At 61.2% G+C, this 20943-nt stretch carries 20 protein-coding genes and 1 pseudogene; 12 read left to right on the forward strand and 9 right to left on the reverse strand.

Going from position 1 to position 20943, the window contains the following annotated elements:
• Positions 1–2: 2 nt before the first annotated feature.
• From HHL21_RS00510 to HHL21_RS00530, 5 genes are all read right to left on the reverse strand, one after another.
• Positions 3–1508, reverse strand: a complete 1506-nt coding sequence (locus tag HHL21_RS00510; RefSeq protein WP_169463326.1) for a helicase HerA-like C-terminal domain-containing protein — start codon at positions 1506–1508, stop codon at positions 3–5.
• Positions 1509–1569: 61 nt separating this feature from the next.
• Positions 1570–2106, reverse strand: a complete 537-nt coding sequence (locus HHL21_RS00515; RefSeq protein ID WP_169463327.1) for an RDD family protein — start codon at positions 2104–2106, stop codon at positions 1570–1572.
• Positions 2096–2710, reverse strand: a complete 615-nt coding sequence (locus HHL21_RS00520; protein WP_169463328.1) for a DUF3106 domain-containing protein — start codon at positions 2708–2710, stop codon at positions 2096–2098. Before HHL21_RS00520 ends, HHL21_RS00515 begins: the two co-directional genes overlap by 11 nt.
• Positions 2707–3102, reverse strand: a complete 396-nt coding sequence (locus tag HHL21_RS00525) for a DUF3619 family protein (protein WP_169463329.1) — start codon at positions 3100–3102, stop codon at positions 2707–2709. Before HHL21_RS00525 ends, HHL21_RS00520 begins: the two co-directional genes overlap by 4 nt.
• On the reverse strand, positions 3099–3668 hold the full coding sequence (locus tag HHL21_RS00530; protein WP_169463330.1) for an RNA polymerase sigma factor: 570 nt from the start codon (positions 3666–3668) through the stop codon (positions 3099–3101). Before HHL21_RS00530 ends, HHL21_RS00525 begins: the two co-directional genes overlap by 4 nt.
• Before the next feature lie 477 nt (positions 3669–4145).
• Here HHL21_RS00530 and HHL21_RS00535 point away from each other — a divergent pair, with 477 nt between their 5' ends.
• The 6 genes from HHL21_RS00535 to HHL21_RS00560 all read left to right on the forward strand — a co-directional run bounded on the left by HHL21_RS00535 (position 4146) and on the right by HHL21_RS00560 (position 10985).
• A complete protein-coding gene (locus HHL21_RS00535) occupies positions 4146–5873 on the forward strand; it encodes an acetolactate synthase 3 catalytic subunit (RefSeq protein WP_169463331.1) in 1728 nt (575 codons plus the stop codon).
• Complete coding sequence (gene ilvN / locus HHL21_RS00540) at positions 5874–6365, forward strand: acetolactate synthase small subunit (protein ID WP_093389534.1); 492 nt, start codon at positions 5874–5876, stop codon at positions 6363–6365.
• 38 nt (positions 6366–6403) lie between these two features.
• Positions 6404–7420 (forward strand): ketol-acid reductoisomerase, encoded by a 1017-nt coding sequence (gene ilvC, locus HHL21_RS00545; protein ID WP_169463332.1) that lies wholly within the window; start codon positions 6404–6406, stop codon positions 7418–7420.
• Positions 7421–7643: 223 nt separating this feature from the next.
• The gene (locus HHL21_RS00550; RefSeq protein WP_169463333.1) at positions 7644–8390 is read left to right on the forward strand and encodes an SIMPL domain-containing protein; all 747 of its coding nucleotides are present in this window, start codon (positions 7644–7646) and stop codon (positions 8388–8390) included.
• 125 nt (positions 8391–8515) lie between these two features.
• On the forward strand, positions 8516–9379 hold the full coding sequence (gene pssA, locus HHL21_RS00555; protein ID WP_169463334.1) for a CDP-diacylglycerol--serine O-phosphatidyltransferase: 864 nt from the start codon (positions 8516–8518) through the stop codon (positions 9377–9379).
• A gap of 61 nt (positions 9380–9440) precedes the next feature.
• Positions 9441–10985: a 2-isopropylmalate synthase gene (locus tag HHL21_RS00560; protein ID WP_169463335.1), complete on the forward strand. Its 1545-nt coding sequence runs from the start codon at positions 9441–9443 to the stop codon at positions 10983–10985.
• 19 nt (positions 10986–11004) lie between these two features.
• Here HHL21_RS00560 and HHL21_RS00565 read toward each other — a convergent pair.
• Positions 11005–11454, reverse strand: a pseudogene (locus tag HHL21_RS00565) (helix-turn-helix transcriptional regulator); the annotation flags it as partial.
• A gap of 229 nt (positions 11455–11683) precedes the next feature.
• Entirely contained in the window at positions 11684–12373 is a 690-nt protein-coding gene (locus HHL21_RS00570) for a hypothetical protein (RefSeq protein WP_169463336.1), read from the reverse strand.
• Positions 12374–12490: 117 nt separating this feature from the next.
• Here HHL21_RS00570 and HHL21_RS00575 point away from each other — a divergent pair, with 117 nt between their 5' ends.
• Entirely contained in the window at positions 12491–13291 is an 801-nt protein-coding gene (locus HHL21_RS00575) for a hypothetical protein (RefSeq protein WP_169463337.1), read from the forward strand.
• A gap of 24 nt (positions 13292–13315) precedes the next feature.
• On the opposite strand, the gene HHL21_RS00580 is transcribed toward HHL21_RS00575, so the two are convergent.
• Positions 13316–13816: a hypothetical protein gene (locus tag HHL21_RS00580; protein ID WP_229495769.1), complete on the reverse strand. Its 501-nt coding sequence runs from the start codon at positions 13814–13816 to the stop codon at positions 13316–13318.
• A 176-nt stretch (positions 13817–13992) separates the two neighbouring features.
• On the opposite strand from HHL21_RS00580, the gene rpsO reads away from it, so the two are divergent.
• Complete coding sequence (rpsO, locus tag HHL21_RS00585; RefSeq protein ID WP_119812589.1) at positions 13993–14262, forward strand: 30S ribosomal protein S15; 270 nt, start codon at positions 13993–13995, stop codon at positions 14260–14262.
• Positions 14263–14424: 162 nt separating this feature from the next.
• Positions 14425–16554 (forward strand): polyribonucleotide nucleotidyltransferase, encoded by a 2130-nt coding sequence (pnp, locus tag HHL21_RS00590; protein WP_169463338.1) that lies wholly within the window; start codon positions 14425–14427, stop codon positions 16552–16554.
• 98 nt (positions 16555–16652) lie between these two features.
• Here pnp and HHL21_RS00595 read toward each other — a convergent pair whose 3' ends face one another.
• Positions 16653–18038, reverse strand: coding sequence for a GMC family oxidoreductase N-terminal domain-containing protein (locus tag HHL21_RS00595; RefSeq protein ID WP_308640213.1), 1386 nt, complete (start codon positions 18036–18038; stop codon positions 16653–16655).
• Positions 18039–18275: 237 nt separating this feature from the next.
• On the opposite strand from HHL21_RS00595, the gene HHL21_RS00600 reads away from it, so the two are divergent.
• The 3 genes from HHL21_RS00600 to HHL21_RS00610 all read left to right on the forward strand — a co-directional run bounded on the left by HHL21_RS00600 (position 18276) and on the right by HHL21_RS00610 (position 20893).
• Complete coding sequence (locus tag HHL21_RS00600; RefSeq protein ID WP_169463339.1) at positions 18276–19049, forward strand: GIN domain-containing protein; 774 nt, start codon at positions 18276–18278, stop codon at positions 19047–19049.
• Between the two features lie 61 nt (positions 19050–19110).
• Positions 19111–19722, forward strand: a complete 612-nt coding sequence (locus HHL21_RS00605; RefSeq protein ID WP_169463340.1) for a tetratricopeptide repeat protein — start codon at positions 19111–19113, stop codon at positions 19720–19722.
• A 265-nt stretch (positions 19723–19987) separates the two neighbouring features.
• The gene (locus HHL21_RS00610) at positions 19988–20893 is read left to right on the forward strand and encodes an aspartyl protease family protein (protein WP_206085490.1); all 906 of its coding nucleotides are present in this window, start codon (positions 19988–19990) and stop codon (positions 20891–20893) included.
• Positions 20894–20943 lie beyond the last annotated feature (50 nt).

The raw sequence follows: 20943 nt of genomic DNA on the forward strand, positions 1-20943 counted from the left end.
GGCTAGCGTTTCTTCAGGATGGAGCCCAGCACGCCGCGGATAATTTCGCGGCCCACCTGCGACCCGATGGTGCGCGCCGCGGACTTCATCATCGCCTGTACCGGCGACTCGCGTTTGCCGGATCCGCCGAACAGCCCGCCCAGCATGCCGCCGAGCGACGCTTCGCCGGCCGGTGCCGGTTTGGCGGTCGGGACTTCGGCCTTCAACGATACCTCCTTTGCCGCAGCCGCCGCTACGCGCGCGGTAATCATCTCGTGGGCCGACTCGCGGTCCACGGTTTTTTCATACACGCCGGCGACGATCGAACGGGCCTCGACCTGCTTGCGCTCGGCCGCGTCGATCGGCCCGATCTGCGAGGCAGGGGGCAGGATGAATGTGCGTTCCACCATGTTGGGACGGCCCTTCTCATCGAGGAAGGACACCAGCGCTTCGCCCACGCCAAGCTCGGTGATGACCTGCGCAGTGTCGAGGGCAGGGTTGGGCCGGAAGGTTTCGGCCGCCGCCTTGACGGCCTTCTGGTCGCGCGGCGTGTAGGCGCGCAGCGCGTGCTGGACGCGGTTGCCCAGCTGGCCCAGCACCGTCTCCGGAATGTCGAGCGGATTTTGCGTGACGAAGAATACGCCGACGCCTTTCGAGCGGATCAGCCGCACCACCTGTTCGATCTTTTGCAGCAGGGCTTTTGGCGCCTCGTCGAACAGCAGGTGCGCCTCGTCGAAGAAGAACACCAGCTTCGGTTTATCGAGGTCGCCCACTTCGGGCAGGTTCTCGAACAGCTCCGACAGCATCCACAGCAGGAACACGGAGTACAGCCGCGGTGAGTTCATCAGCTTGTCGGCGGCGAGGATGTTGACCACGCCCTTGCCGCGCGCATCGGTCTGCAGCAGGTCGTCGATATTGAGCATCGGCTCGCCGAAGAATTTGTCGCCGCCTTGTTCCTCGATGCCGATCAGGCCGCGCTGGATCGCGCCGACGCTGGCCGCGGAGATGTTGCCGTATTCGGTGCGGTAGTCGGCGGCGTTGTCGCCGACATGCTGCAGCATCGTGCGCAGGTCGCGCGTGTCGAGCAGCAGCATGCCGTTATCGTCGGCGACCTTGAAGACCAGCTGCAGCACGCCTTCCTGCGTGTCGTTCAGGTTCAGCATGCGCGCCAGCAGCAGGGGGCCGAGGTCGGAAATCGTCGCACGCACCGGATGCCCCTGTTCGCCGAAGACGTCCCAGAAGGTCACCGGGCAGCCGGCCCATTGCGGCGCCTCGACGCCGAGCGCCTGAAGGCGCGTGGCCATTTTTTCGGACAGCGCGCCGGGCTTCGCCATGCCGGACAGGTCGCCCTTGACGTCGGCCATAAAGACAGGCACTCCGATGTCGGACAGTGCCTGCGCCATCACTTGCAGCGTGACGGTCTTGCCGGTGCCGGTGGCGCCTGTGATGCAGCCGTGGCGATTGACGAGGTTGGGGAGGGGGCCGAGCGTGGAGGAGGTGGCTTTTGCAATCTGCAGTGGCGTAGGCATGTCAGGGCTCGCACGGAGTGGAAGTAGTTAATGATACTTCAAGACTCCGTGAGCGGCCGCCCTACGATATTGCTTGCGCCTTCTTGACCTTCACCGGCTTCGGCAGCTGGATCAACCGCGTACCGGCCAGTCGGTCATGCAGGAACTGTCCATTCTTGTCGGCCAGCGCGGTCATGCCCCACAGGACGACATTGATGGCCAGCGCGGCGCTGATCTGGCCTTTGCTGGTCAGGCCGAATGCGTAGCAGATTGCCAGGGCAGGGAATACCCAGCCCCACGCCAGCACGTAGCGCAGCAGGGCCGTTTTGAACGGAACGGTCGCGTGCCCCAGCTTGACGAGCTTGATACGCCAGGTCTTCATCGCCAGCGTATGGCCGCTGCCGGTCCACGAATGAATGAAGTAGGCGCCGGAGGCGAGGAACAGCACGACCTGGCTACCGTATTCCTGTACCTGCCCGCCTTGCAGCCTCTGCGTCGCGAACAAAAACACGAACAGCGCGAACATGACCACGGCGGTCAGCAGGAACGCTTCATAAACCAGGCAGATAAAACGGCGTTTCAGGGTTGGCGTTGCGATGATCGGCTTACTATTTTGCATTTGGTACGGGCGGAGCCGGCTGGGCCGGTGGGGTGAATGGAGGCGGTACGTTGCCAGGCGCCGGGCCTTGCGGTGGTACAGGCGACGGCAGCGGCGGCGCGCCGGCCGGCTTGGCGAGCTCGGCGCCCGGCCTGGATGGCGTGGCCCCGGCCTTGCGCTTGCGCGCGGCCTCGGCGGCGAGTTTCTGTTTTTGTTCTTCGGGAAGCTGCTGATATTGCTCCCATTTGGCGCTGCGCTGGTCCTTGTCGATCTTCTTGACGCGCGCATAGTTTTCACGCGCCACTTTGCGCTGTTCGGGCGTCAGCTTGACCCATTCGCGCATGCGTTCGTGCATGCGCTGCTGTTCGGCCGGCTGCATCGACGAGAAGCGGTTGGCAATCTCCAGCCATTTCGGCTTGCGCGCCGTTTCCATCCGGTCCCATTCGCCTTGCAGGGGCGCGAGCGCGGCTTGCTGGGCCGGTGTCAATTCCTTCCAGCCTGGCTTGGTCGCGGCAGCCGGCGACGGGACGGCGCCAGCCTTCGGCGGGGCCGCGTAAACACCGGCGTGGGCTAACAAGGAGACTGCGGCGGCCACTGCGGCTGCCCGGACGAGCTCCCAGATCATTGGGCGCGCTCGTCGACGTAGGCGTTAAAGCCCTGGTCGAGGTAGGCGGTCAGCGGCAGTTCGTCGGACAGCACGCCAGCGTCCAGCTCGGCGACTTCGGCGATGCGCTGTTCTTCCTGGTATTGATAGATGCCGGTCAGGCCAACGACCATGACCATCAGCGGCACGGCGACGCCCATGCGGCCGAGCCATTCGAACGAGAACAGGGAAGAGGCATTGCCGGCAATGGCGCGCTGGGCGGCGCGCAGCGGGATGGCGTTGGCTTTCTTGCGCGATACCGCAAGCTTGCGCGCGGCGGCCAGGCGGTCCGTGGTCGAAGGCGGCAGGTGATCGAGATTGTCGTTCAAGGCGTGTCTTACCTTGTACGCGAAATTGAGGTCGTCGGTGTTCATAGTTTAATTCCCTTGGCTTTGAGCGACGCCGCCAGCGTGTGCGTGGCGCGCGAGCAATGCGTCTTGACGCTGCCCTCCGAACATCCCATCGCCTCGGCCGTTTCAGCCACGTCCATGTCTTGCCAGTAACGCATGAGGAAGGCTTCGCGTTGACGCGCCGGGAGTTTTTGTACTTCGGCCTCGATCAAACCCAGCGTCTGCATGCGTTCGAACTGGTCCGCGGTCGACTCGACCGCCCGCGATCCGTCCTCGGCCTCGTAGGCGTCGAGTATATCAAAGTCGTCATGCTCGCCATCGCGCTTTCCCAGCCCCGAAAACAGGCTGATCCAGGTATTGCGGACCTTTTCGCGGCGGAAGTAATCGAGGATGGTGTTTTGTAAGATGCGCTGGAACAGCATCGGCAATTCGGCGGCCGGTTTATCCCCGTATTTTTCGGCGAGCTTGATCATCGCGTCCTGCACGATATCAAGAGCGGACTCATCCTTGCGAACCGCATACACGGCCTGCTTGAATGCGCGCTTTTCTACATGCGCGAGAAAATCGGAGAGTTCTTTATCTGTTGCCATGCAAGAGGAGGAACGGTACGGCCGGTCTCGGATGGCCGGGTGGAAAAACTGAGGCATGCTAGCAAATTACGCGCTGCCTTGCTGAATATTTACGGTTTTTGGCGATAAATGCACCAAAAAATGCGGTTTTTTTATCTTGACCAAAATGGTGCAACGCAGTAAGGTTACAGCACGCTTTGCAATCCCGAAGCTCAGGTCAGTCGCGGCCGGCTCACAACGCCCGCAACGATTTGACGCGCTTTCATATGTAGGCAGTTTGCTCTAACCCGCGCCACAAGCGTGAGAGGTTCGCATAACCGCTGCAGAAACTCATGCCAAACGAGTTGCGTTTAGCGTCAGTTCGTAACGTATCTATGGGTACGTGAAGGACCGGCGTGACCGCAGAAAGAAGGGAAGCCTGAGCACTGTCGCGGCACGCGTATTTCGTTAGGAAAGAGCATCCGATCACCTCCCAATGGGTTTTGAAAGGAATGTATCATGAGTAACGAATCAGCAGCTCCCATCACGGGCGCTGAGATAGTCGTGCGTTGCCTGGCCGAAGAGGGCGTCAAGCACGTCTTTGGTTATCCGGGCGGGGCAGTCCTCTATATCTACGACGCCATCTTCCAGCAAGACAAATTCCAGCACGTATTGGTGCGCCATGAACAGGCGGCCGTCCACGCTGCCGACGCCTACTCGCGCAGCTCGAATACGGTTGGGGTAGCGCTGGTCACCTCCGGACCGGGCGTCACCAATGCCGTCACCGGCCTGTCGACCGCGTACATGGACTCGATCCCGATGGTGGTGATCTCCGGCCAGGTGCCGAGCCACGCCATTGGCCAGGACGCCTTTCAGGAATGCGACACGGTGGGCATCACCCGCCCCGTGGTCAAGCATAACTTCCTGGTCAAGGATGTCCGCGACCTCGCCTTGACCATCAAGAAAGCATTCTTCATCGCCAGGACCGGCCGTCCGGGACCGGTGCTGGTCGATATCCCTAAAGACATCAGCATGCACAAGTGCGTCTACGATTATCCGAAGGAGATCGAGATGCGCTCGTACAAGCCGGTGGACAAGGGCCACACCGGGCAGATTCGCAAGGCGGTGCAGATGCTGCTGCAGGCCGAACGGCCGATGATCTATAGCGGCGGCGGCGTCATCCTCGCGAATGCCGCTCCGGAACTGAACCGCATCGTCGACAAGCTCGGTTTCCCGGTCACCAACACCTTGATGGGCCTGGGCGGCTGCCGCGCGTCGAACAAGAACTTCGTCGGCATGCCTGGCATGCACGGCACCTACGAAGCGAACATGGCGATGCAGCACTGCGACGTCCTGATCGCCATTGGCGCCCGTTTCGACGACCGCGTGATAGGCAACCCCAAGCACTTCGCCTCGAATCCGCGCAAGATCATCCACATCGACATTGATCCATCCTCGATTTCCAAGCGGGTCAAGGTCGACATTCCGATCGTCGGCAACGTCAAGGAAGTGCTGGTCGAATTCTTGGCCCAGCTCGATGCCGCCGAGATCAAGCCGAACGCCGCCGCCGTCCAGGACTGGTGGAAGCAGATCGACGAATGGCGCGGCCGCGAATGCCTGAAGTACCAGGATTCCGACATCCTGATCAAACCGCAGTCGGTCATTGAAAAAGTGTGGGAAGTGACCAAGGGCGACGCCTTCATCACCTCCGACGTCGGCCAGCACCAGATGTGGGCCGCGCAGTACTACCCGTTCGACAAGCCGCGCCGCTGGATCAATTCCGGCGGCCTGGGCACGATGGGCGTCGGCCTGCCGTACGCCATGGGCGTGCAGATGGCCAATCCCGATGCGACGGTCGCCTGCATCACCGGCGAAGGCTCGATCCAGATGTGCATCCAGGAGCTTGCCACCTGCAAGCAGTACCACCTGACGCCAAAGATCATCATGCTCAACAACCGTTTCCTCGGCATGGTGCGCCAGTGGCAGGAGATTGACTACGGCTCGCGCTATTCCGAGTCGTACATGGACTCGCTGCCGGACTTCGAAAAGCTTGCCGAGGCCTATGGCCACGTGGGCATGAAGATCGAAAAACCGGGCGACGTCGACGGCGCCTTGAAAGAAGCGTTCGGCATGAAGGACCGCCTCGTGTTCATGAACTTCATCACCGACCAGTCCGAGAACGTCTGGCCGATGGTCAAGTCGGGCAAGGGCCTGTCCGAAATGCTGCTCGGATCGGAGGACCTGTAAATGCGCCATATTATTTCTGTACTACTTGAGAACGAAGCCGGTGCGTTGTCGCGCGTCGTGGGCCTGTTCTCCGCGCGCGGCTACAACATCGAAACGCTGACCGTTGCACCGACCGAAGACGCCACCCTGTCGCGCATGACCATCGTCACCAGCGGCTCGGACGACATCATCGAGCAGATCACCAAGCACCTGAACCGGCTGATCGAAGTCGTCAAGGTGGTCGACCTAACCGAAGGCGCGCACATCGAGCGCGAGCTCATGCTGATCAAGGTCAGGGCGGTCGGCAAGGAACGCGAAGAGATGAAGCGCACCGCCGACATTTTCCGCGGCCGCATCATCGACGTCACCGAGAAGACCTACACGATCGAACTGACCGGCAACAAGGGCAAGCTCGACGCGTTCATCGACTCCATCGACCGCGCCTCGATTTTAGAGACCGTGCGCACCGGCGGATCGGGCATCGGCCGCGGCGAACGCATCCTCAAAGTTTAAATTCAAATACCCCACACTAAAGAATATAGGACCCCACCATGAACGTTTTCTACGACAAAGACTGCGACCTCTCCCTCGTTAAAGGCAAGAACGTTGCCATCATCGGCTACGGCTCGCAAGGCCACGCGCACGCGCAGAACCTGAACGACTCCGGCGTCAATGTGACTGTCGGCCTGCGCAAGGGCGGCGCATCCTGGAACAAGGTCGAGCAGGCTGGCCTCAAGGTTGCCGACGTCAACGACGCGATCAAAGCGGCCGACATCATCATGATCCTGTTGCCGGACGAAAACATCGCCCAGGTCTACAACGAAAACGTCGCGCCGAACGCCAAACAAGGCGCGGTGCTGGCCTTCGCGCACGGCTTCAACGTCCACTACGGCCAGGTCGTGCCGCGCGCCGACCTCGACGTCATCATGATCGCCCCGAAAGCGCCAGGCCACACCGTGCGCGGCACCTACGCTGCCGGCGGCGGCGTGCCGCACCTGATCGCCGTGTACCAGGACAAGTCGGGTTCGGCACGCGACATCGCGCTGTCGTATGCGATGGCCAACGGCGGCGGCCGTGCCGGCATCATCGAAACCAACTTCCGCGAAGAAACCGAGACCGACCTGTTCGGCGAACAGGCCGTGCTGTGCGGCGGTGCGGTTGAATTGATCAAGGCCGGTTTCGAGACGCTGACCGAAGCTGGTTACGCGCCGGAGATGGCTTACTTCGAGTGCCTGCACGAGCTCAAGCTGATCGTCGACCTGATCTACGAAGGCGGCATCGCGAATATGAACTACTCGATTTCGAACAACGCGGAATACGGCGAATATGTCACCGGCCCGAAGATCGTGACCGAGCAGACCAAGGAAGCGATGCGCCAGTGCCTGAAGGACATCCAGACGGGTGAGTACGCGAAGAGTTTCATTCTTGAGAACAAGGCCGGCGCGCCGACCCTGATCTCGCGCCGCCGTTTGACGTCCGAGCACCAGATCGAGCAGGTTGGCGAGAAGCTGCGCGCGATGATGCCTTGGATCGCCAAGAACAAGCTGGTGGATCAGTCGAAGAACTAAGTTCACGCGAGCTCAGCATGGGTTCCCGTTTTCGCGGGAACGACGATCTGTCGTCGTTCCCGCGAAAACGGGAACCCATCACCCGTAACAAAATCCCTGGACTCTCCCAAGGCCCCAATCAAACCAATTTGCAACTTTTTATTACCATCCCCCAGCAAATATTGATTTGATTGTATCGTTGACACAACGCGGTCATCCGCGCATCAACCCTTGGAGAAAAACAATGTCGTTCAAAACCGTCCTCGTCCTTGCCAGCGTCGCGCTGGCTTCGCAAGCCTATGCCCAGTCGACCGCCGGCACCATGGTCGTCGTCCCCGCATTCGGCGAAGTCACCCACCCCAACGACGAGGCCCTTGCCCATTTCATGATCGAAGAGCAGGACAAGGATAAGACCGCGGCCGCATCGCGCGTCAACCAGAAGATGAAGCAGGGCACCGAAATCATCCGCAAGGAAGATCCGCGGGCCAAGCTGAAAACCTACGGCTACTACACCTATCCGGTCTACTCGGAAGTTCGCCCGTTGCCAAACGGCACGATGCCGAAGCCAAACATCGTCGGCTGGCGGGTAGGGCAGTATCTGGAAGTAAAGACCCACAACCTGACCGGCCTGCCGAAGACGGCGGCCGCCGCGCAAAAAATCCTGGGGCTGAACGGCCTGAACTACGGCCTCTCCCCGGAGACAACCAAAAAACTCGATGAGCAGCGCATCGCCGTCACCTACAGCAACCTGAGCGAACGCATCGCCTCGATCGCCAAAGCAATGGGCCGCCAGCCGGCTGACGCCGTGCTCGACACGGTCGATTTCGAAGGCTCGGGTAATTACGCCGGCGGCCAGGAGCGCGTCGAAGGCATGGGCATGCGCGCCGCAAAGGCACAAATGGCCGACTCGGGCCAGGTCGCAGAGCCGAGTTTCGAGCCCGGCGAAACCACGCTGCAAATGCGTCTCGTAGGAAAGGTGAAGTTCAAGTAACAGTATCTGTTCGCTAAGTTGGCGGGCCGCCTACTATAATAAGGTGGCCCGGGATACCTGGGCACAGGCGCGCCTCAACAGGGCGCGGCCGCAAAGAGCGACACAATCACTTGAAACGGAAACTTATGCCCTCCTTCCCACGCCGCCGAAAACCCGGAACCCTGTCCGCGAAGCCCGCGAAACTTCCCCGTTTCCGCCGCCGCCAGAAATTCGACGCCGCCGGCATGCCGGTGCGTTCGCGCGGGATCTACCTGCTGCCTAACGCGTTCACGACAGCGGCGCTGTTCTGCGGCTTCTACGCGATCGTCATGTCGATGAACCAGCGCTTCGAATACGCAGCGTGGGCGATTTTCATCGCGATGATCCTCGACAGCCTGGACGGCCGCATCGCGCGCCTGACCAACACCCAATCCGAATTCGGCGCCCAGTACGACAGCCTGTCCGACATGGTGTCGTTCGGCGCCGCGCCCGCGCTGGTGATCTACGAATGGTCGCTGCGCGGCTTGGGCAAGCTTGGCTGGATCGCCGCCTTCGTCTACTGCGCCGGCGCCGCACTGCGCCTGGCCCGCTTCAATACAAACATCGAAGTCGTCGACAAGCGCTTCTTCCAGGGCATGCCCAGCCCTGCGGCCGCGGCGATGGTCGCCGGCTTTGTGCTGCTGATGAACGACCTTGAAATCAGCGGCTTCCGCATGCCGTGGATCTCGTTCGCCATCGCGCTGTTCGCCGGCCTGACGATGGTCACCAACGTGCCGTACTACAGCTTCAAGGACGTGAACTTCCGCAAGTCGGTGCCGTTCATCGTGGTGTTCCTGATCGCGCTGGCGCTGGCGCTGGTCTCGATCGACCCGCCCAAAGTTTTGATGCCGATTTTTGTTTTATATGGTTTATCCGGTTATGCCGTGTATCTCTGGCGCCTTGCGAAGGGCAAGCCAGTGAGCATCGTGCAGACCGACGACGAACCGGTTGACGCGAGCGAGCGCCGCTGACCGTCGACGTTGGTCGATGGCGGGGCGCCTGCAATTTATTTAGCCTATACGGAGCCCCTCCATGACCAACTCGAACCGCCTCATCATTTTTGACACGACCCTGCGCGACGGCGAACAATCGCCGGGCGCATCGATGACCCGCGAGGAGAAGGTCCGCATCGCCCGCCAGCTGGAACGGCTGCGTGTCGACGTCATCGAAGCCGGCTTCGCAGCGGCTTCGCCGGGCGACTTCGAAGCGATCCGCGCAATCGCCAGCGTCATCAAGGACTCCACCATCTGCTCGCTGTCGCGCGCCAATGAACGCGACATCGCGCGCGCCGCTGAAGCGCTGCTGCCGGCGCCGCGCAAACGCATCCACACCTTCATCGCCACCTCGCCGCTGCACATGCAGGTCAAGCTGCGCATGTCGCCTGAACAGGTGCTGGAACAGGCCAAACAGGCCATTCGTTACGCACGCCAGCACACCGACGACATCGAGTTCAGCCCGGAAGACGGCAGCCGTTCGGAAGAAGACTTCCTGTGCCGCGTGCTGGAAGGCGTGATCGCCGAAGGCGCCACCACCATCAACTTCCCCGATACCGTCGGCTACGCGGTGCCGGAAGTATTCGGCGAAACCATCCGCCGCCTGCGCGAACGCATCCCGAACTCGGACAAGGCCATCTGGTCGGTCCACTGCCACAACGACCTCGGCCTCGCGGTCGCCAATTCACTGGCGGGCGTCACCATCGGCGGCGCGCGCCAGATCGAATGCACGATCAACGGCCTGGGTGAAAGGGCTGGGAACACGGCGCTGGAAGAAGTGGTGATGGCGGTGCGCACGCGCCCGGACATCTTCAAGCTTGAACTGGGCATCGACACCACGCAGATCGTGGCCGCGTCGAAGATGGTCTCGCAGATTACCGGCTTCGCGGTGCAGCCGAACAAGGCGGTCGTCGGCGCCAACGCGTTCGCGCACGCATCCGGCATCCACCAGGATGGCATGCTGAAATCGCGCGAGACCTACGAGATCATGCGCGCCGAAGATGTGGGCTGGGCCGCGACCAAGATCGTGCTCGGCAAGCTCTCGGGCCGCAACGCGTTCAAGCAGCGCCTTCAGGAACTGGGTATCGACCTCAAGACCGAGGACGACGTGAACGCGGCGTTCGCGCGCTTCAAGGAACTGGCCGACCGCAAGTCGGAGATCTTCGACGAAGACATCATGGCGCTGGTATCCGACGAAGAGCACGCGAGCGAGGGCGAGCATTACCGCTTCGTCTCGCTGGCGCAGCAGTCCGAGACTGGCAAGACGCCGAAGGCGAAGGTCGTGTTCACCATGGACGGCCAGGAACACACCTGCGAAGGCGAGGGCGACGGCCCGGTCGACGCGACGGTCAACGCGATTGAAAAGCAGGCCGCCAGCGGCGCCGAGCTGGTGCTGTTCTCGATCAACGCGATCAGCAACGGCACCGAGTCGCAGGGCGAAGTGACGATGCGCCTGTCGCGGTCCGGGCGGATTGTGAATGGGGTGGGGTCTGACCCCGACATTATTGTGGCGTCGGCCAAGGCGTACCTGTCGGGGCTGAACAAGCTGCATTCGAAGATCGAGCGGGTCAACCCGCAGCTGTAACAATGCGCAGCAAACTTCGCTAGCGCTCGCGCGCGTAGCGGCTCGGCGGCTGGCCCACATGCCGGCTGAAAGCGGTGCTGAACGTGCTGGCCGAGCCATAACCCACGCGTTCGGCCACTTCGGCGAGCCCTACGTCGTGGTGGCGGAGCAGATCCTTCGCCACCGCCATGCGCCAGGCCAGCAGGTACTCCATTGGCGGCATGCCCACGGCGCGCGTGAACCGGTCGAAGAACGCCGAGCGCGAAAGCGCTGCCTTCTTCGCCAGTTGGGCCATCGTCCAGGTTCGCGCCGGATCGCCATGCATCTGCCGCATCGCTACCGCGAGCCGCTCATCGGCCAGTCCGCGCAGCAGTCCCGGAGGTGCGTCTTTCCCCGCCGCCGAGCGCAACGCTTCAATCAGCAGCACTTCCACGAGGCGCGTGAGCACCAGCTCGCGGCCAACCTTCCGCTCGCTCGATTCCTCGGCGACCCCCAGGGACCTCGTTCCGACGGTCTCGCGGCACTTGCTGTCGTCCACCGTGTCATGCACGCCCAAAGCTGCCGGGTCGCGAAACCAGAAATGGCGGAGGCCGATGTTCTGATCGCGCCAGCTGTTCGCGGTCCGGGGATGTCGGCCAGGGACGAACAGGAACGCGCGATCCTGGCGGGCGACAACGCCGCACGCGCGGCGCTGTCTCGCATCAGGATGACGGCGCGTGTCACCAGTCCTGCTTCGTCGCTTCCTGTTCGTCGGGCGGGCAAGTGGTCAGCTTCGGCTTGATCCCGTGCTGCATGCTGTCGATGCCGTCCGGCGCATGGTTCGATTCGATCGTCACGCAATACGTCCCGTTGGCGCCAACCACGCGGTAGCGCCGCCGTCCATACCCGCCCGGATCAATAATCTCGGTGACCTTCGGCGCCTCGTACCATCTGTTCGGCGCCATATCGTGCGCCTTCTGCATCGCGCGCTCCAGCCGCATCTGCGTCGAAATGGATTTGGCGCGAATCAGCTTGCTCTTGTTCGCTTCTTGTAACGCTCGATCAATTCCGCCAACGGCGCTCCTGGCCCGGTCCATCATGCTGATGCCAGGCACGGGCGCAGGCTCCTCGTCGGCGGGTAGATCGGCCGACGCAGATGGAAGCGCTTTACGCTGCCGAGTTGGAGCGGCCTGAACCCGCAGTTGCGGAGCGATGGCCGCGCGTATTGGAATCAGCGGCCGCGGCGCTGTTACCGGCTCCGGCTTCGGTACAAGCAGCCATTGGATGCGACTACCGGAGTCGTTGTCATTATCGACGCTGACCCGGTTGCTGAGACGCCATCCGTACAGCAGTGCCAAGTGTATGGCCACGGTCAGCGCGAGCGCAACCGGCCGGCGGTTATTGTCAGGGAAGGGCGAAGTCGGCGTCATCAAACGGCAGTATAGGCAGGCTCTTGCGCAAACACGACCGTTATATCTGCTAGCTCCGGCTTACGTGCCCTCACTGTAAGATGGACCCTATCTCCATGCATCGAATGAAGTCGCTAAATGAAAAAAAGCATCCACACGAGCCGATGGATATGGATCGGGATCGGCGCAATTGGGGTCATCGCCTATACCTTGCTCTCGCGCGCTGCTCCCGTACCCGGTGAATCCTGCGGTCTTGGTATGGCACCCGGGACTCCCGGGTTTGCAGCGGCTGAAGAGCGTGAGCGCGCCGAGGTAAGGAAGAACGGCTTCCTGCATGTGTGCGAAGCCAACCTTGAGCGATACAAGATTTCGTTCGAACCTATGTCGAGGGCCTACGAGGACCTGGCGTTTCCACCAGTAGAGTTAGCGCGAACCCCATTCTCGCAGTTCAAAAGCATTGGGGGCATGGCGGAAGGCGTGAGCAAGACAAAGTCCCGCCTCTACCGAGGTTTCCAAATGCCAGGCGGTCATATCGTGACCCTTTTCGAGCACGACATGTCCGCGGATGGCACAAGCATCTCGCGCAATCCCGCGGACGAGCCCGAGCGGATCAACGGAATGCCAGCTCGCTTAAGTGTGCTACAGGCTGGCGCCGGCGACGCAATCTCCCACCTTTCGTGGACCGAGGGCCGGCGTTATTACGAACTTTGGATCGGCGCCAACGTTGCTGGCTCACCTCTGCGGGAACAATTATTTGCGTTGGCCAGCTCGCTACCGAGATCGAGCCCGGCCTGTCCAAACGAAATTCCTCCTAAGGAGGTCGTGTTTGGTCCCGATGGGATGCCAGTGATGGAACCGCCGCCTGCGTCTCTTACGGAGTCCGAGATGAAAGCTTATGTCGACGAATTTAACCGTAAAAACACCCCGTGTCGCGGGTGACTCCGTTGAGTTGTCCGCAACCGTTCAATCCTTGAAGAAGCGCCGTTCCTCGTACATCGGGTCCGGCCCGTTCTGCATCATCGACAGCACGCCGCTGCGGTCGAAGTGGACGTGCATCATCGAGTTCCACACGCCGGCTTCCTTGTAGCGGTACGACCATACTTCCAGCTGGGGGAGCGACAGGAACGAGGTCTCGGCCGGCCTGCCGATCGTGCGCAGCACGTCCTCCTTGCGCGACTTGCCTATTTTCAGCGTCGCGAACTTCTCGCCGGTCAGCACCTGCTCGAACGACACCAGCCGTCCGTCGGGCCCGACATTGGCCATCCAGGTGTACTGGCCCATCGGCCCGGTCGCGTATTCCATTACCTGTCCCGTAGGAGCAGGGTAGACGGCCGTCGGCAGCCCGAATTTGGCCTGTGTGTCCGCCACGGTGTCGCCAACAACCGGCGCAGTGCGCGTCAGCCCCACGCACCCCGCCAGCGCGACCACACCTCCAATCATGAGCATCTTGACAAGTTTTTGCATAAAAACTACTCCCGATCCCGAAAAATCCTATGATGCCTCAGCCAACCGCAATGAGCACTGGCTGCACGATGCGTTTTGACATATACTTGCGGGTCTGGCCGTTTGGTCAGCTTTATCCATCGAAGTTCACGGTGCGCTGGGTTCCGACTCTTGCACCGCATGTGAAAGGTAGTATCATGTCCGTAGAAAACATCAACAAAGCCGCGATCATCGCGGACAACGCTCGTGGTCAGAACGACACCGGCTCCCCAGAAGTTCAGGTTGCACTGCTGACCGCACGCATCAACGAACTGAACGGCCACTTCAAGGCACACCAGAAGGATCACCACTCGCGCCGCGGCCTGATCATGATGGTCAACCGTCGTAAGAGCCTGCTGTCCTACCTGAAGAGCAAAGATCTGGGCCGCTACCGCGACCTGATCGCTAAACTCGGCCTGCGTAAATAATTTTTGCGGCACAAGATTTAGTGAAATGCCTGCGTCAGTTCGCTGTCGCGGGCATTTTTCATTTAAAAAGCAGTAAATAAGTCGTAAAGGCAACCTTGGTTGTCTGTGGTGAGGTGAACGACAGCTCCTGAAAATCTGTCGGCAAATAGAAAGGGATTACCCATGTTACAGTTTAATAAAGTTACCAAAACCTTCCAGTACGGCCAACACACCGTGACCCTGGAAACCGGCGAAATCGCTCGTCAAGCTTCCGGCGCCGTCATGGTGTCGATCGAAGATACGGTCGTGCTGGCAACCGTCGTTGCACGCAAGGACGCCAAGCCGGGCCAGGACTTCTTCCCGCTGACGGTCGACTACGTCGAGAAAACTTATGCAGCAGGTAAAATCCCAGGCGGCTTCTTCAAGCGTGAAGGCCGTCCATCCGAAAAAGAAACCCTGACCTCGCGTCTGATTGACCGTCCGATCCGTCCGTTGTTTCCAGAAGGTTACCTGAACGAAGTCCAGGTCATCATTCACGTCCTGTCGGTCAACCCTGAGATCGATCCGGACATCGCCGCGATGATCGGCGCATCGGCAGCCCTGTCGGTTTCCGGCGTACCGTTCAACGGCCCGGTCGGCGCAGCGCGCGTCGGCTACGCCAACGGCCAGTACATCCTGAACCCGACCACCACGCAGCTCAAGACCTCGGAAATGGACCTGGTTGTCGCCGGTACCGAGACCGCTGTGCTGATGGTCGAATCGGAAGCCAAGCAGTTGTCCGAAGAAATCATGCTGGGCGCAGTCGTGTTCGGTCATGACCAGATGAAAGCAGTCATCGACGCGATCCACGACCTGGTACGCGACGGCGGCAAGCCGGAAGTTGAGTGGATCGCTCCTGCCAAGAACGAAGCGCTGATCGCCCGCGTGAAAGAACTGGCCGACGCCAAGATCAACGAGACCTACCAGATCAAGGACAAAGTAGCCCGTACCGCCAAGTTGAAGTCGACCTTCGCCGACGTCTACGCGGCACTCAAGTCCGACGCTGAAGCGAGCGGCGTAGCTGCGGCCGATAACGTCGACGTCGGCAACGTCCTGTTCGACATCGAAGCCAAAGTTGTGCGCTCGCAAATCCTGAACGGCGAGCCGCGCATCGACGGTCGCGACACCCGCACCGTGCGTCCGATCGCGATCCGCACCAGCGTCCTGCCGCGTACCCACGGCTCGGCGCTGTTCACCCGCGGTGAAACGCAGGCGCTGGTCGTCGCTACCCTCGGCACCGCACGCGACAGCCAGAAGATCGACGCGCTGATGGGCGAGTACACCGATTCCTTCATGATGCACTACAACATGCCTCCGTTCGCCACCGGCGAAACCGGCCGTGTAGGCACCCCGAAGCGCCGCGAAATCGGCCACGGCCGCCTGGCCAAGCGCGCGCTGATCGCTGCGCTGCCAGCACCTGAAGACTTCAGCTACTCGGTACGCCTGGTTTCGGAAATCACCGAATCGAACGGTTCGTCGTCGATGGCTTCGGTCTGCGGCGGCTGCCTGGCGCTGATGGACGCCGGCGTTCCGATGAAGGCACACGTTGCCGGTATCGCGATGGGCCTGATCAAGGAAGGCGGCAAGTTCGCAGTCCTGTCCGACATCCTGGGCGACGAAGATCACCTCGGCGACATGGACTTCAAGGTTGCTGGTACTGCCGCTGGCATTACCGCGCTGCAGATGGACATCAAGATCATGGGCATCACCAAGGAAATCATGCAGGTGGCGCTGGCGCAAGCCAAAGAAGGCCGCCAGCACATCCTGGGTGAAATGCAGAAGGCGATGCCGCACGTGAAGACCGAACTGTCGGACTTCGCACCACGCCTGATCACCATCAAGATCAACCCGGAGAAGATCCGTGACGTCATCGGCAAGGGCGGCGCAGTCATCCGCGCACTGACCGAAGAGACCGGCACCCAGATCGACATCAGCGACGAAGGCGTTGTGACCATCGCTTCAGTTGACGCTGCTGCCGGCCAGGAAGCCAAGCGCCGCATCGAAGAGCTGACCGCATCGGTCGAAGTAGGCAAGACCTACGACGGCGTTGTGCTGAAGCTGCTGGACTTCGGCGCGATCGTCCAGGTCATGCCAGGCAAGGACGGCCTGCTGCACATCTCGCAGATCGCCAATGAGCGTGTGAACGCCGTTGCCGACTACCTGAAAGAAGGCCAGCAAGTGCGCGTCAAGGTCCTCGAGACCGACGACCGCGGCCGCCTGAAGCTGTCGATGAAGGCAGCTGAAGGTGCTGCTGAAGCGCCAGCCGCTCAGTAATCAGCCTCGGCTTCGGCCAGTAAAAAACCGCCAGCGCGCAAGCGTCTGGCGGTTTTTTTATGCCGTGTCACCGTTAGATGGGAACGACGTTCGTGGTGTCAGAGGTCTGCGGACAGTTGCGACCCTAATCGCTTCCCGAGGCACAGTAAAGTCAGCGTCGGCGGCAGCCCCCACGCCTCCGGAATCGCCGACGCATCGCATACATACAGGCCATGCGTCGCCGTACGCAAGTCACTGTCGACACCCGCCCCAATGCGCACGCTGCCGCCCGGATGCGCGGCAAAGTGCCAGCTCTTGAATATGTGCCGTGCGCCAGCCGCCTTCAGGATGCTGCGCGCCGTGTCGGCCCCTTCCTTCAGCTTCTTGCGGTCCGCGGCACACAAGGTTTTATCAACCCAGCGCGGTCCGATGCTCCCGCCGATCTCGTCGCGTATCTTGACCATAATCGACAAGGTCCGACTGTGCGCAAACAGGCGGTCAAAGCGTCCAACCTGTGCGGTGAAGCCCTGGTACATCGGCTTCGGCAAGGTCATATCCGCCAGCGAAATGCCGTCTTCATCCAGCCGCATCCCCGCCGCCATCGGCACCTCCGCACCGCCGTCGATGTCCGGCACACTGCCCATCACGGCGACAACCGGATCGCTGAAGAAGCTCGCGCTGCCCGGCATCAGACCCGAGTGGTGCAGCAGGCGCGGGCTGCCGATACCGCCTCCCGCGAGCACAATCACCTTCGCCAGCGCGCGCTCGCGGACGCCGCCGCGGACGAGCTCGACGCCGGTCGCAGTACCGTTTTCAACAATCACGCGTAACACCTTCGCCCCATCGAGCAGCGTCGCGCCGTGCCCGATCGCCTCGTCAACGAAGTCGCGCGCGGTCCACTTCGCGCCAAACGGGCAGCCATACACACACCGCCAGCACCCACTGCGGCAAATCTGCGGTCGGATCATCTTGTCGAGCTTCTGCCAGTCCATGCCCAGCGAACGCGCCGCCTCCATGATGCGAGCGGCCATCGGCCCCACCAGAGAATCCGGTAGCGGGCCGATCGGCAATTCGGCGCGCAGTTCCCGCAGCGCCGGAGCAAGGTCGATTCCATGGGCGGCGAACATCGGAAGGGGAGGTGCCGCAGCCGTGGCGAAGTTCACTGTAGAGCTGCCGCCGGCGGTGATCCCTTGCACTAGCAGCGAAGCGTCACGATGCACAAACGCGCCGCGGCCCGGTACCGCTGCCATTGCCGCCATCTGCCCGAGCTTGCCAGTCACCGGCGCGGCGCTGCCCTGTTCAAGGATGAGCACGCGCTTGCCTGCCCGCGCGAGTTCGCGCGCGACCGCCGCGCCGCCAGGCCCGCTGCCCACAACGATTGCGTCATACGGTTCAGAAGAGCTTATTTGCATGCGGGCGCCAGTCGGGAGTCGAGCCAGAGTATCGCCCTGACGTGCCCTCACGTCAAACCAGATCCCCTTATGCACATCATGAAGCAACGCCATCCCCCGTATTTGTCATCTGTATAGTAAAAAATGCAGTTCGTCGCATTTTGGTAGTTCGGATGAGGGCGGCTGGTTATAGTCGCAGCTTGATGAAATCGCAAGAAATTCGGCCGCTGAACAATCCGCTGGAATACAAATCAGCTAACTGGTAGTGTATTGACCAACCAACGTGCACGCACGGCATAAAACCAAGCGCGCCAGCCCCTGTGGCTGGCAGCAAAATTGTCTGGAGATGGGATGAGTAAGTACCTGAACATTGGCGTCGCCGTTGCGGCGTTCTTTGCCTTGATCGGAAGCGTCTTCGCGGCGTCCGGCGACGACATCGTGACCGAAACCCGGCCAGTCGACGCGCGCGCCGTCCGCGTCAAGCTCGACGGCGTCATCGACCTCAAGCTCCGGCAGGGCCCGGTACCTGCACTCGTCATCACAGGCGACAAGCGCTGGCTGGAAAAAACCACCGTCGTGCAGCACGGCGACACGCTGAACATCGGCACCGAAATGCGCGGCTTCAAGCTGCACCGCCACAACAGTGTGCGCGCCGAACTGACCTTGCCGAGCCTGCGCGAAGTCTCGTCCGAAAGCGTCGGCTGGACCGAGATCCGCGGCTTCTCAGGTGACGAGCTCGACCTGTCGCTGGAAGGCGCCGGTTCCATGAAAGTCAGCTGTAATTACCGCATCGTGACGGCCAGCCTCGGCGGCGTCGGCAGCATGAACATCGAGGGTGTCGACAGCGAAGGCATCGACCTGAACTTGCGCGGCGCCGGTTTCGTCACCCTGAACGGACGCAGCAAGTGGCTCAGGGCAACGCTCGGCGGCCTCGGCGGACTCGACGCGCAGCACTTCCAGGTCGACACCGTCAACCTGGAGTTGAGCGGCCTGGGCAATGCCTCGGTGACGGCGCGCGAGAACGCCAACCTGAATTTGTCGGGGATGGGCTCGGTGACGGTGTACGGCAAGCCGCTGAACCGCAGCGTCAGCGTCGACGGCCTCGGCAAGGTCAGCTGGAAATAATAAAGAGTAGTCCTTCTGAAAGAGGACCAGCAGGGTGTACAAACAGAACCCGGTTTGAGACATGAAAAAATTATTCGTTGCGATCACATTCGCACTTGGCCTGCACACCAGCGCGGTGGCGGGCTTCACTGAAGGCGCCAACGCCTACAATGCCAAAAACTATGCGCTGGCACTGAAGGAAGTCACGCCGCTGGCCAAGAAGGGCCATGCGGAAGCGCAGCATTTGCTCGGCCTGATGTATTACATGGGCCGCGGCGTGGCGCGCGACTACAAGCAGGCGCTGCAATGGCACCGCAAGGCGGCGTTGCAGGGCAAGTCCGACGCGCAGTATGTCGTCGGCGCCATGTATTACACCGGCAACGCTGTGCCGCAGGACCACAAGACAGCGATCTCGTGGTTCCGCAAGGCAGCGGAGCAGGGCCATGCTGAAGCACAGCACGCGCTTGGGCTGATGTACCGCTACCACGCCGCTGGCTTGCCGCAGGATATGGTGTTGGCTTATATGCTGTGGAACCTCGCGGCGGCCAGCGGCAATGCCAATGCGGTCGAGCAGCGCGCCGCCATCGCACGGCGGATGTCGCAGGATCAGATCGAGGAAGCGCAGGCGATGTCGCGTTCGTGGCGGCCTGGCACGCCGCTGCCGACTCAGTCGAAGACCGGCGTCAATACCTGATGCTCGGCAGGCTCCTGTTGAGCGGCGCGCTGTTGGCGTCGCCTGCAGGGGTGCTGCCAGCCGGCGCGGCAACATGAGTCGCCGGGAAGCGCGTAATGGTTTCCTGGAAGCTGCTGCCTGTTCATTCGTGGATGCGCGCCGTGTCAGGGCGCAAGTTGTATCCGCCAGCTTGCGATTTCGTCGCCCCCTATGGCGGTTCGTCGCAAATCAGATGCATGTACAGTAGCGCGCAGCGACACTGGCGTTTTCTTCCACGGAGAAACCAATGTCCAAGTCCGCACTCATCCTGTCAGCCCTGTGCCTGTCCTGCCTTGGTTCCCCTGCTGGCGCATTGGCCGGCATGGCCAATGCGCCAGCTGCTTCGCGAGACGCCTGCAAGCTGGTCAATGCGCCGAGCGAAAACTTCGACATGCAAATTCCTTTCGACGTTGTCGACGGCCGGATTTACGTACAAGCCCGCGTGAACAATCGCGGTCCGTTTAGATTTGCCATCGATACGGGCGCAAGTGGACTGGCGCGCGCGGATACGCGGCTGGTCGCTGCGCTAGACTTGAGGACGCAAGGAACAACCAGCACCTCAGACGGAGTGCAGGCCGCAACGGTCGATACGGTACATCTTGATTCCATCGAGCTGGGCCGCCTGTCTAAGAATGGACTGGATGTTATTACCCGCAACTACAGTGGCCGCATGTCAGCTGACGCCGCTTTCCACGGAATCATTGCACGTGATTTCTTTGCGGACGGCCTGCTAATCCTGGACTACCCTAAAAAGACCCTGTCATTCAGTCGGACAATTCCCCTTCCTTCAACAGGTGAGAATATTCTCAAGTACGAGCGTGCATTTCGTATTCCTGTATCCGTCGGTAGTATCCAGGCCGAGGCGAACCTCGATACTGGCGCTAACGTAACGTTCGTTATGCCCCAGGCTCTATACGAGAAAGTCGCAAGCGCTCCGTTCGAGCAAGCAGGACCGGGCACGCTGACAAATACGAAGATCGAAACTAAACGCGCGATCATTGGCGGCCCTTTTAAGATTGGCGCCGTCAACATCTCGGATGTGGAGGTAAGGGTGTCGGAGCGCTTTCCAGAGTTACTGGTGGGCGCGCACATACTTCAAAAATTCGCGGTACTGATAGACCAGAGGTCAAAGAGCATCGCTCTCTGCAATTGATGGATGGTTTCGCTCAGCAGGAACTGCGCGGTAGGCGACGGCACACCAAT

Origin of the sequence: Massilia polaris, assembly GCF_012927275.1 — a bacterium.
Lineage (GTDB): Bacteria > Pseudomonadota > Gammaproteobacteria > Burkholderiales > Burkholderiaceae_D > Telluria_A > Telluria_A polaris.

Excerpts from the sequence above, each read along its gene's own strand:
- HHL21_RS00510 (WP_169463326.1), bottom strand. The coding sequence starts at position 1,508 with ATGCCTACGCCACTGCAGATTGCAAAAGCCACCTCCTCCACGCTCGGC.
- HHL21_RS00515 (WP_169463327.1), bottom strand. The coding sequence starts at position 2,106 with ATGCAAAATAGTAAGCCGATCATCGCAACGCCAACCCTGAAACGCCGT.
- HHL21_RS00520 (WP_169463328.1), bottom strand. The coding sequence starts at position 2,710 with ATGATCTGGGAGCTCGTCCGGGCAGCCGCAGTGGCCGCCGCAGTCTCC.
- HHL21_RS00525 (WP_169463329.1), bottom strand. The coding sequence starts at position 3,102 with ATGAACACCGACGACCTCAATTTCGCGTACAAGGTAAGACACGCCTTG.
- HHL21_RS00530 (WP_169463330.1), bottom strand. The coding sequence starts at position 3,668 with ATGGCAACAGATAAAGAACTCTCCGATTTTCTCGCGCATGTAGAAAAG.
- HHL21_RS00535 (WP_169463331.1), top strand. The coding sequence starts at position 4,146 with ATGAGTAACGAATCAGCAGCTCCCATCACGGGCGCTGAGATAGTCGTG.
- ilvN (WP_093389534.1), top strand. The coding sequence starts at position 5,874 with ATGCGCCATATTATTTCTGTACTACTTGAGAACGAAGCCGGTGCGTTG.
- ilvC (WP_169463332.1), top strand. The coding sequence starts at position 6,404 with ATGAACGTTTTCTACGACAAAGACTGCGACCTCTCCCTCGTTAAAGGC.
- HHL21_RS00550 (WP_169463333.1), top strand. The coding sequence starts at position 7,644 with ATGTCGTTCAAAACCGTCCTCGTCCTTGCCAGCGTCGCGCTGGCTTCG.
- pssA (WP_169463334.1), top strand. The coding sequence starts at position 8,516 with ATGCCCTCCTTCCCACGCCGCCGAAAACCCGGAACCCTGTCCGCGAAG.
- HHL21_RS00560 (WP_169463335.1), top strand. The coding sequence starts at position 9,441 with ATGACCAACTCGAACCGCCTCATCATTTTTGACACGACCCTGCGCGAC.
- HHL21_RS00570 (WP_169463336.1), bottom strand. The coding sequence starts at position 12,373 with ATGACGCCGACTTCGCCCTTCCCTGACAATAACCGCCGGCCGGTTGCG.
- HHL21_RS00575 (WP_169463337.1), top strand. The coding sequence starts at position 12,491 with ATGAAAAAAAGCATCCACACGAGCCGATGGATATGGATCGGGATCGGC.
- HHL21_RS00580 (WP_229495769.1), bottom strand. The coding sequence starts at position 13,816 with ATGCAAAAACTTGTCAAGATGCTCATGATTGGAGGTGTGGTCGCGCTG.
- rpsO (WP_119812589.1), top strand. The coding sequence starts at position 13,993 with ATGTCCGTAGAAAACATCAACAAAGCCGCGATCATCGCGGACAACGCT.
- pnp (WP_169463338.1), top strand. The coding sequence starts at position 14,425 with ATGTTACAGTTTAATAAAGTTACCAAAACCTTCCAGTACGGCCAACAC.
- HHL21_RS00595 (WP_308640213.1), bottom strand. The coding sequence starts at position 18,038 with ATGGCGTTGCTTCATGATGTGCATAAGGGGATCTGGTTTGACGTGAGG.
- HHL21_RS00600 (WP_169463339.1), top strand. The coding sequence starts at position 18,276 with ATGAGTAAGTACCTGAACATTGGCGTCGCCGTTGCGGCGTTCTTTGCC.
- HHL21_RS00605 (WP_169463340.1), top strand. The coding sequence starts at position 19,111 with ATGAAAAAATTATTCGTTGCGATCACATTCGCACTTGGCCTGCACACC.
- HHL21_RS00610 (WP_206085490.1), top strand. The coding sequence starts at position 19,988 with ATGTCCAAGTCCGCACTCATCCTGTCAGCCCTGTGCCTGTCCTGCCTT.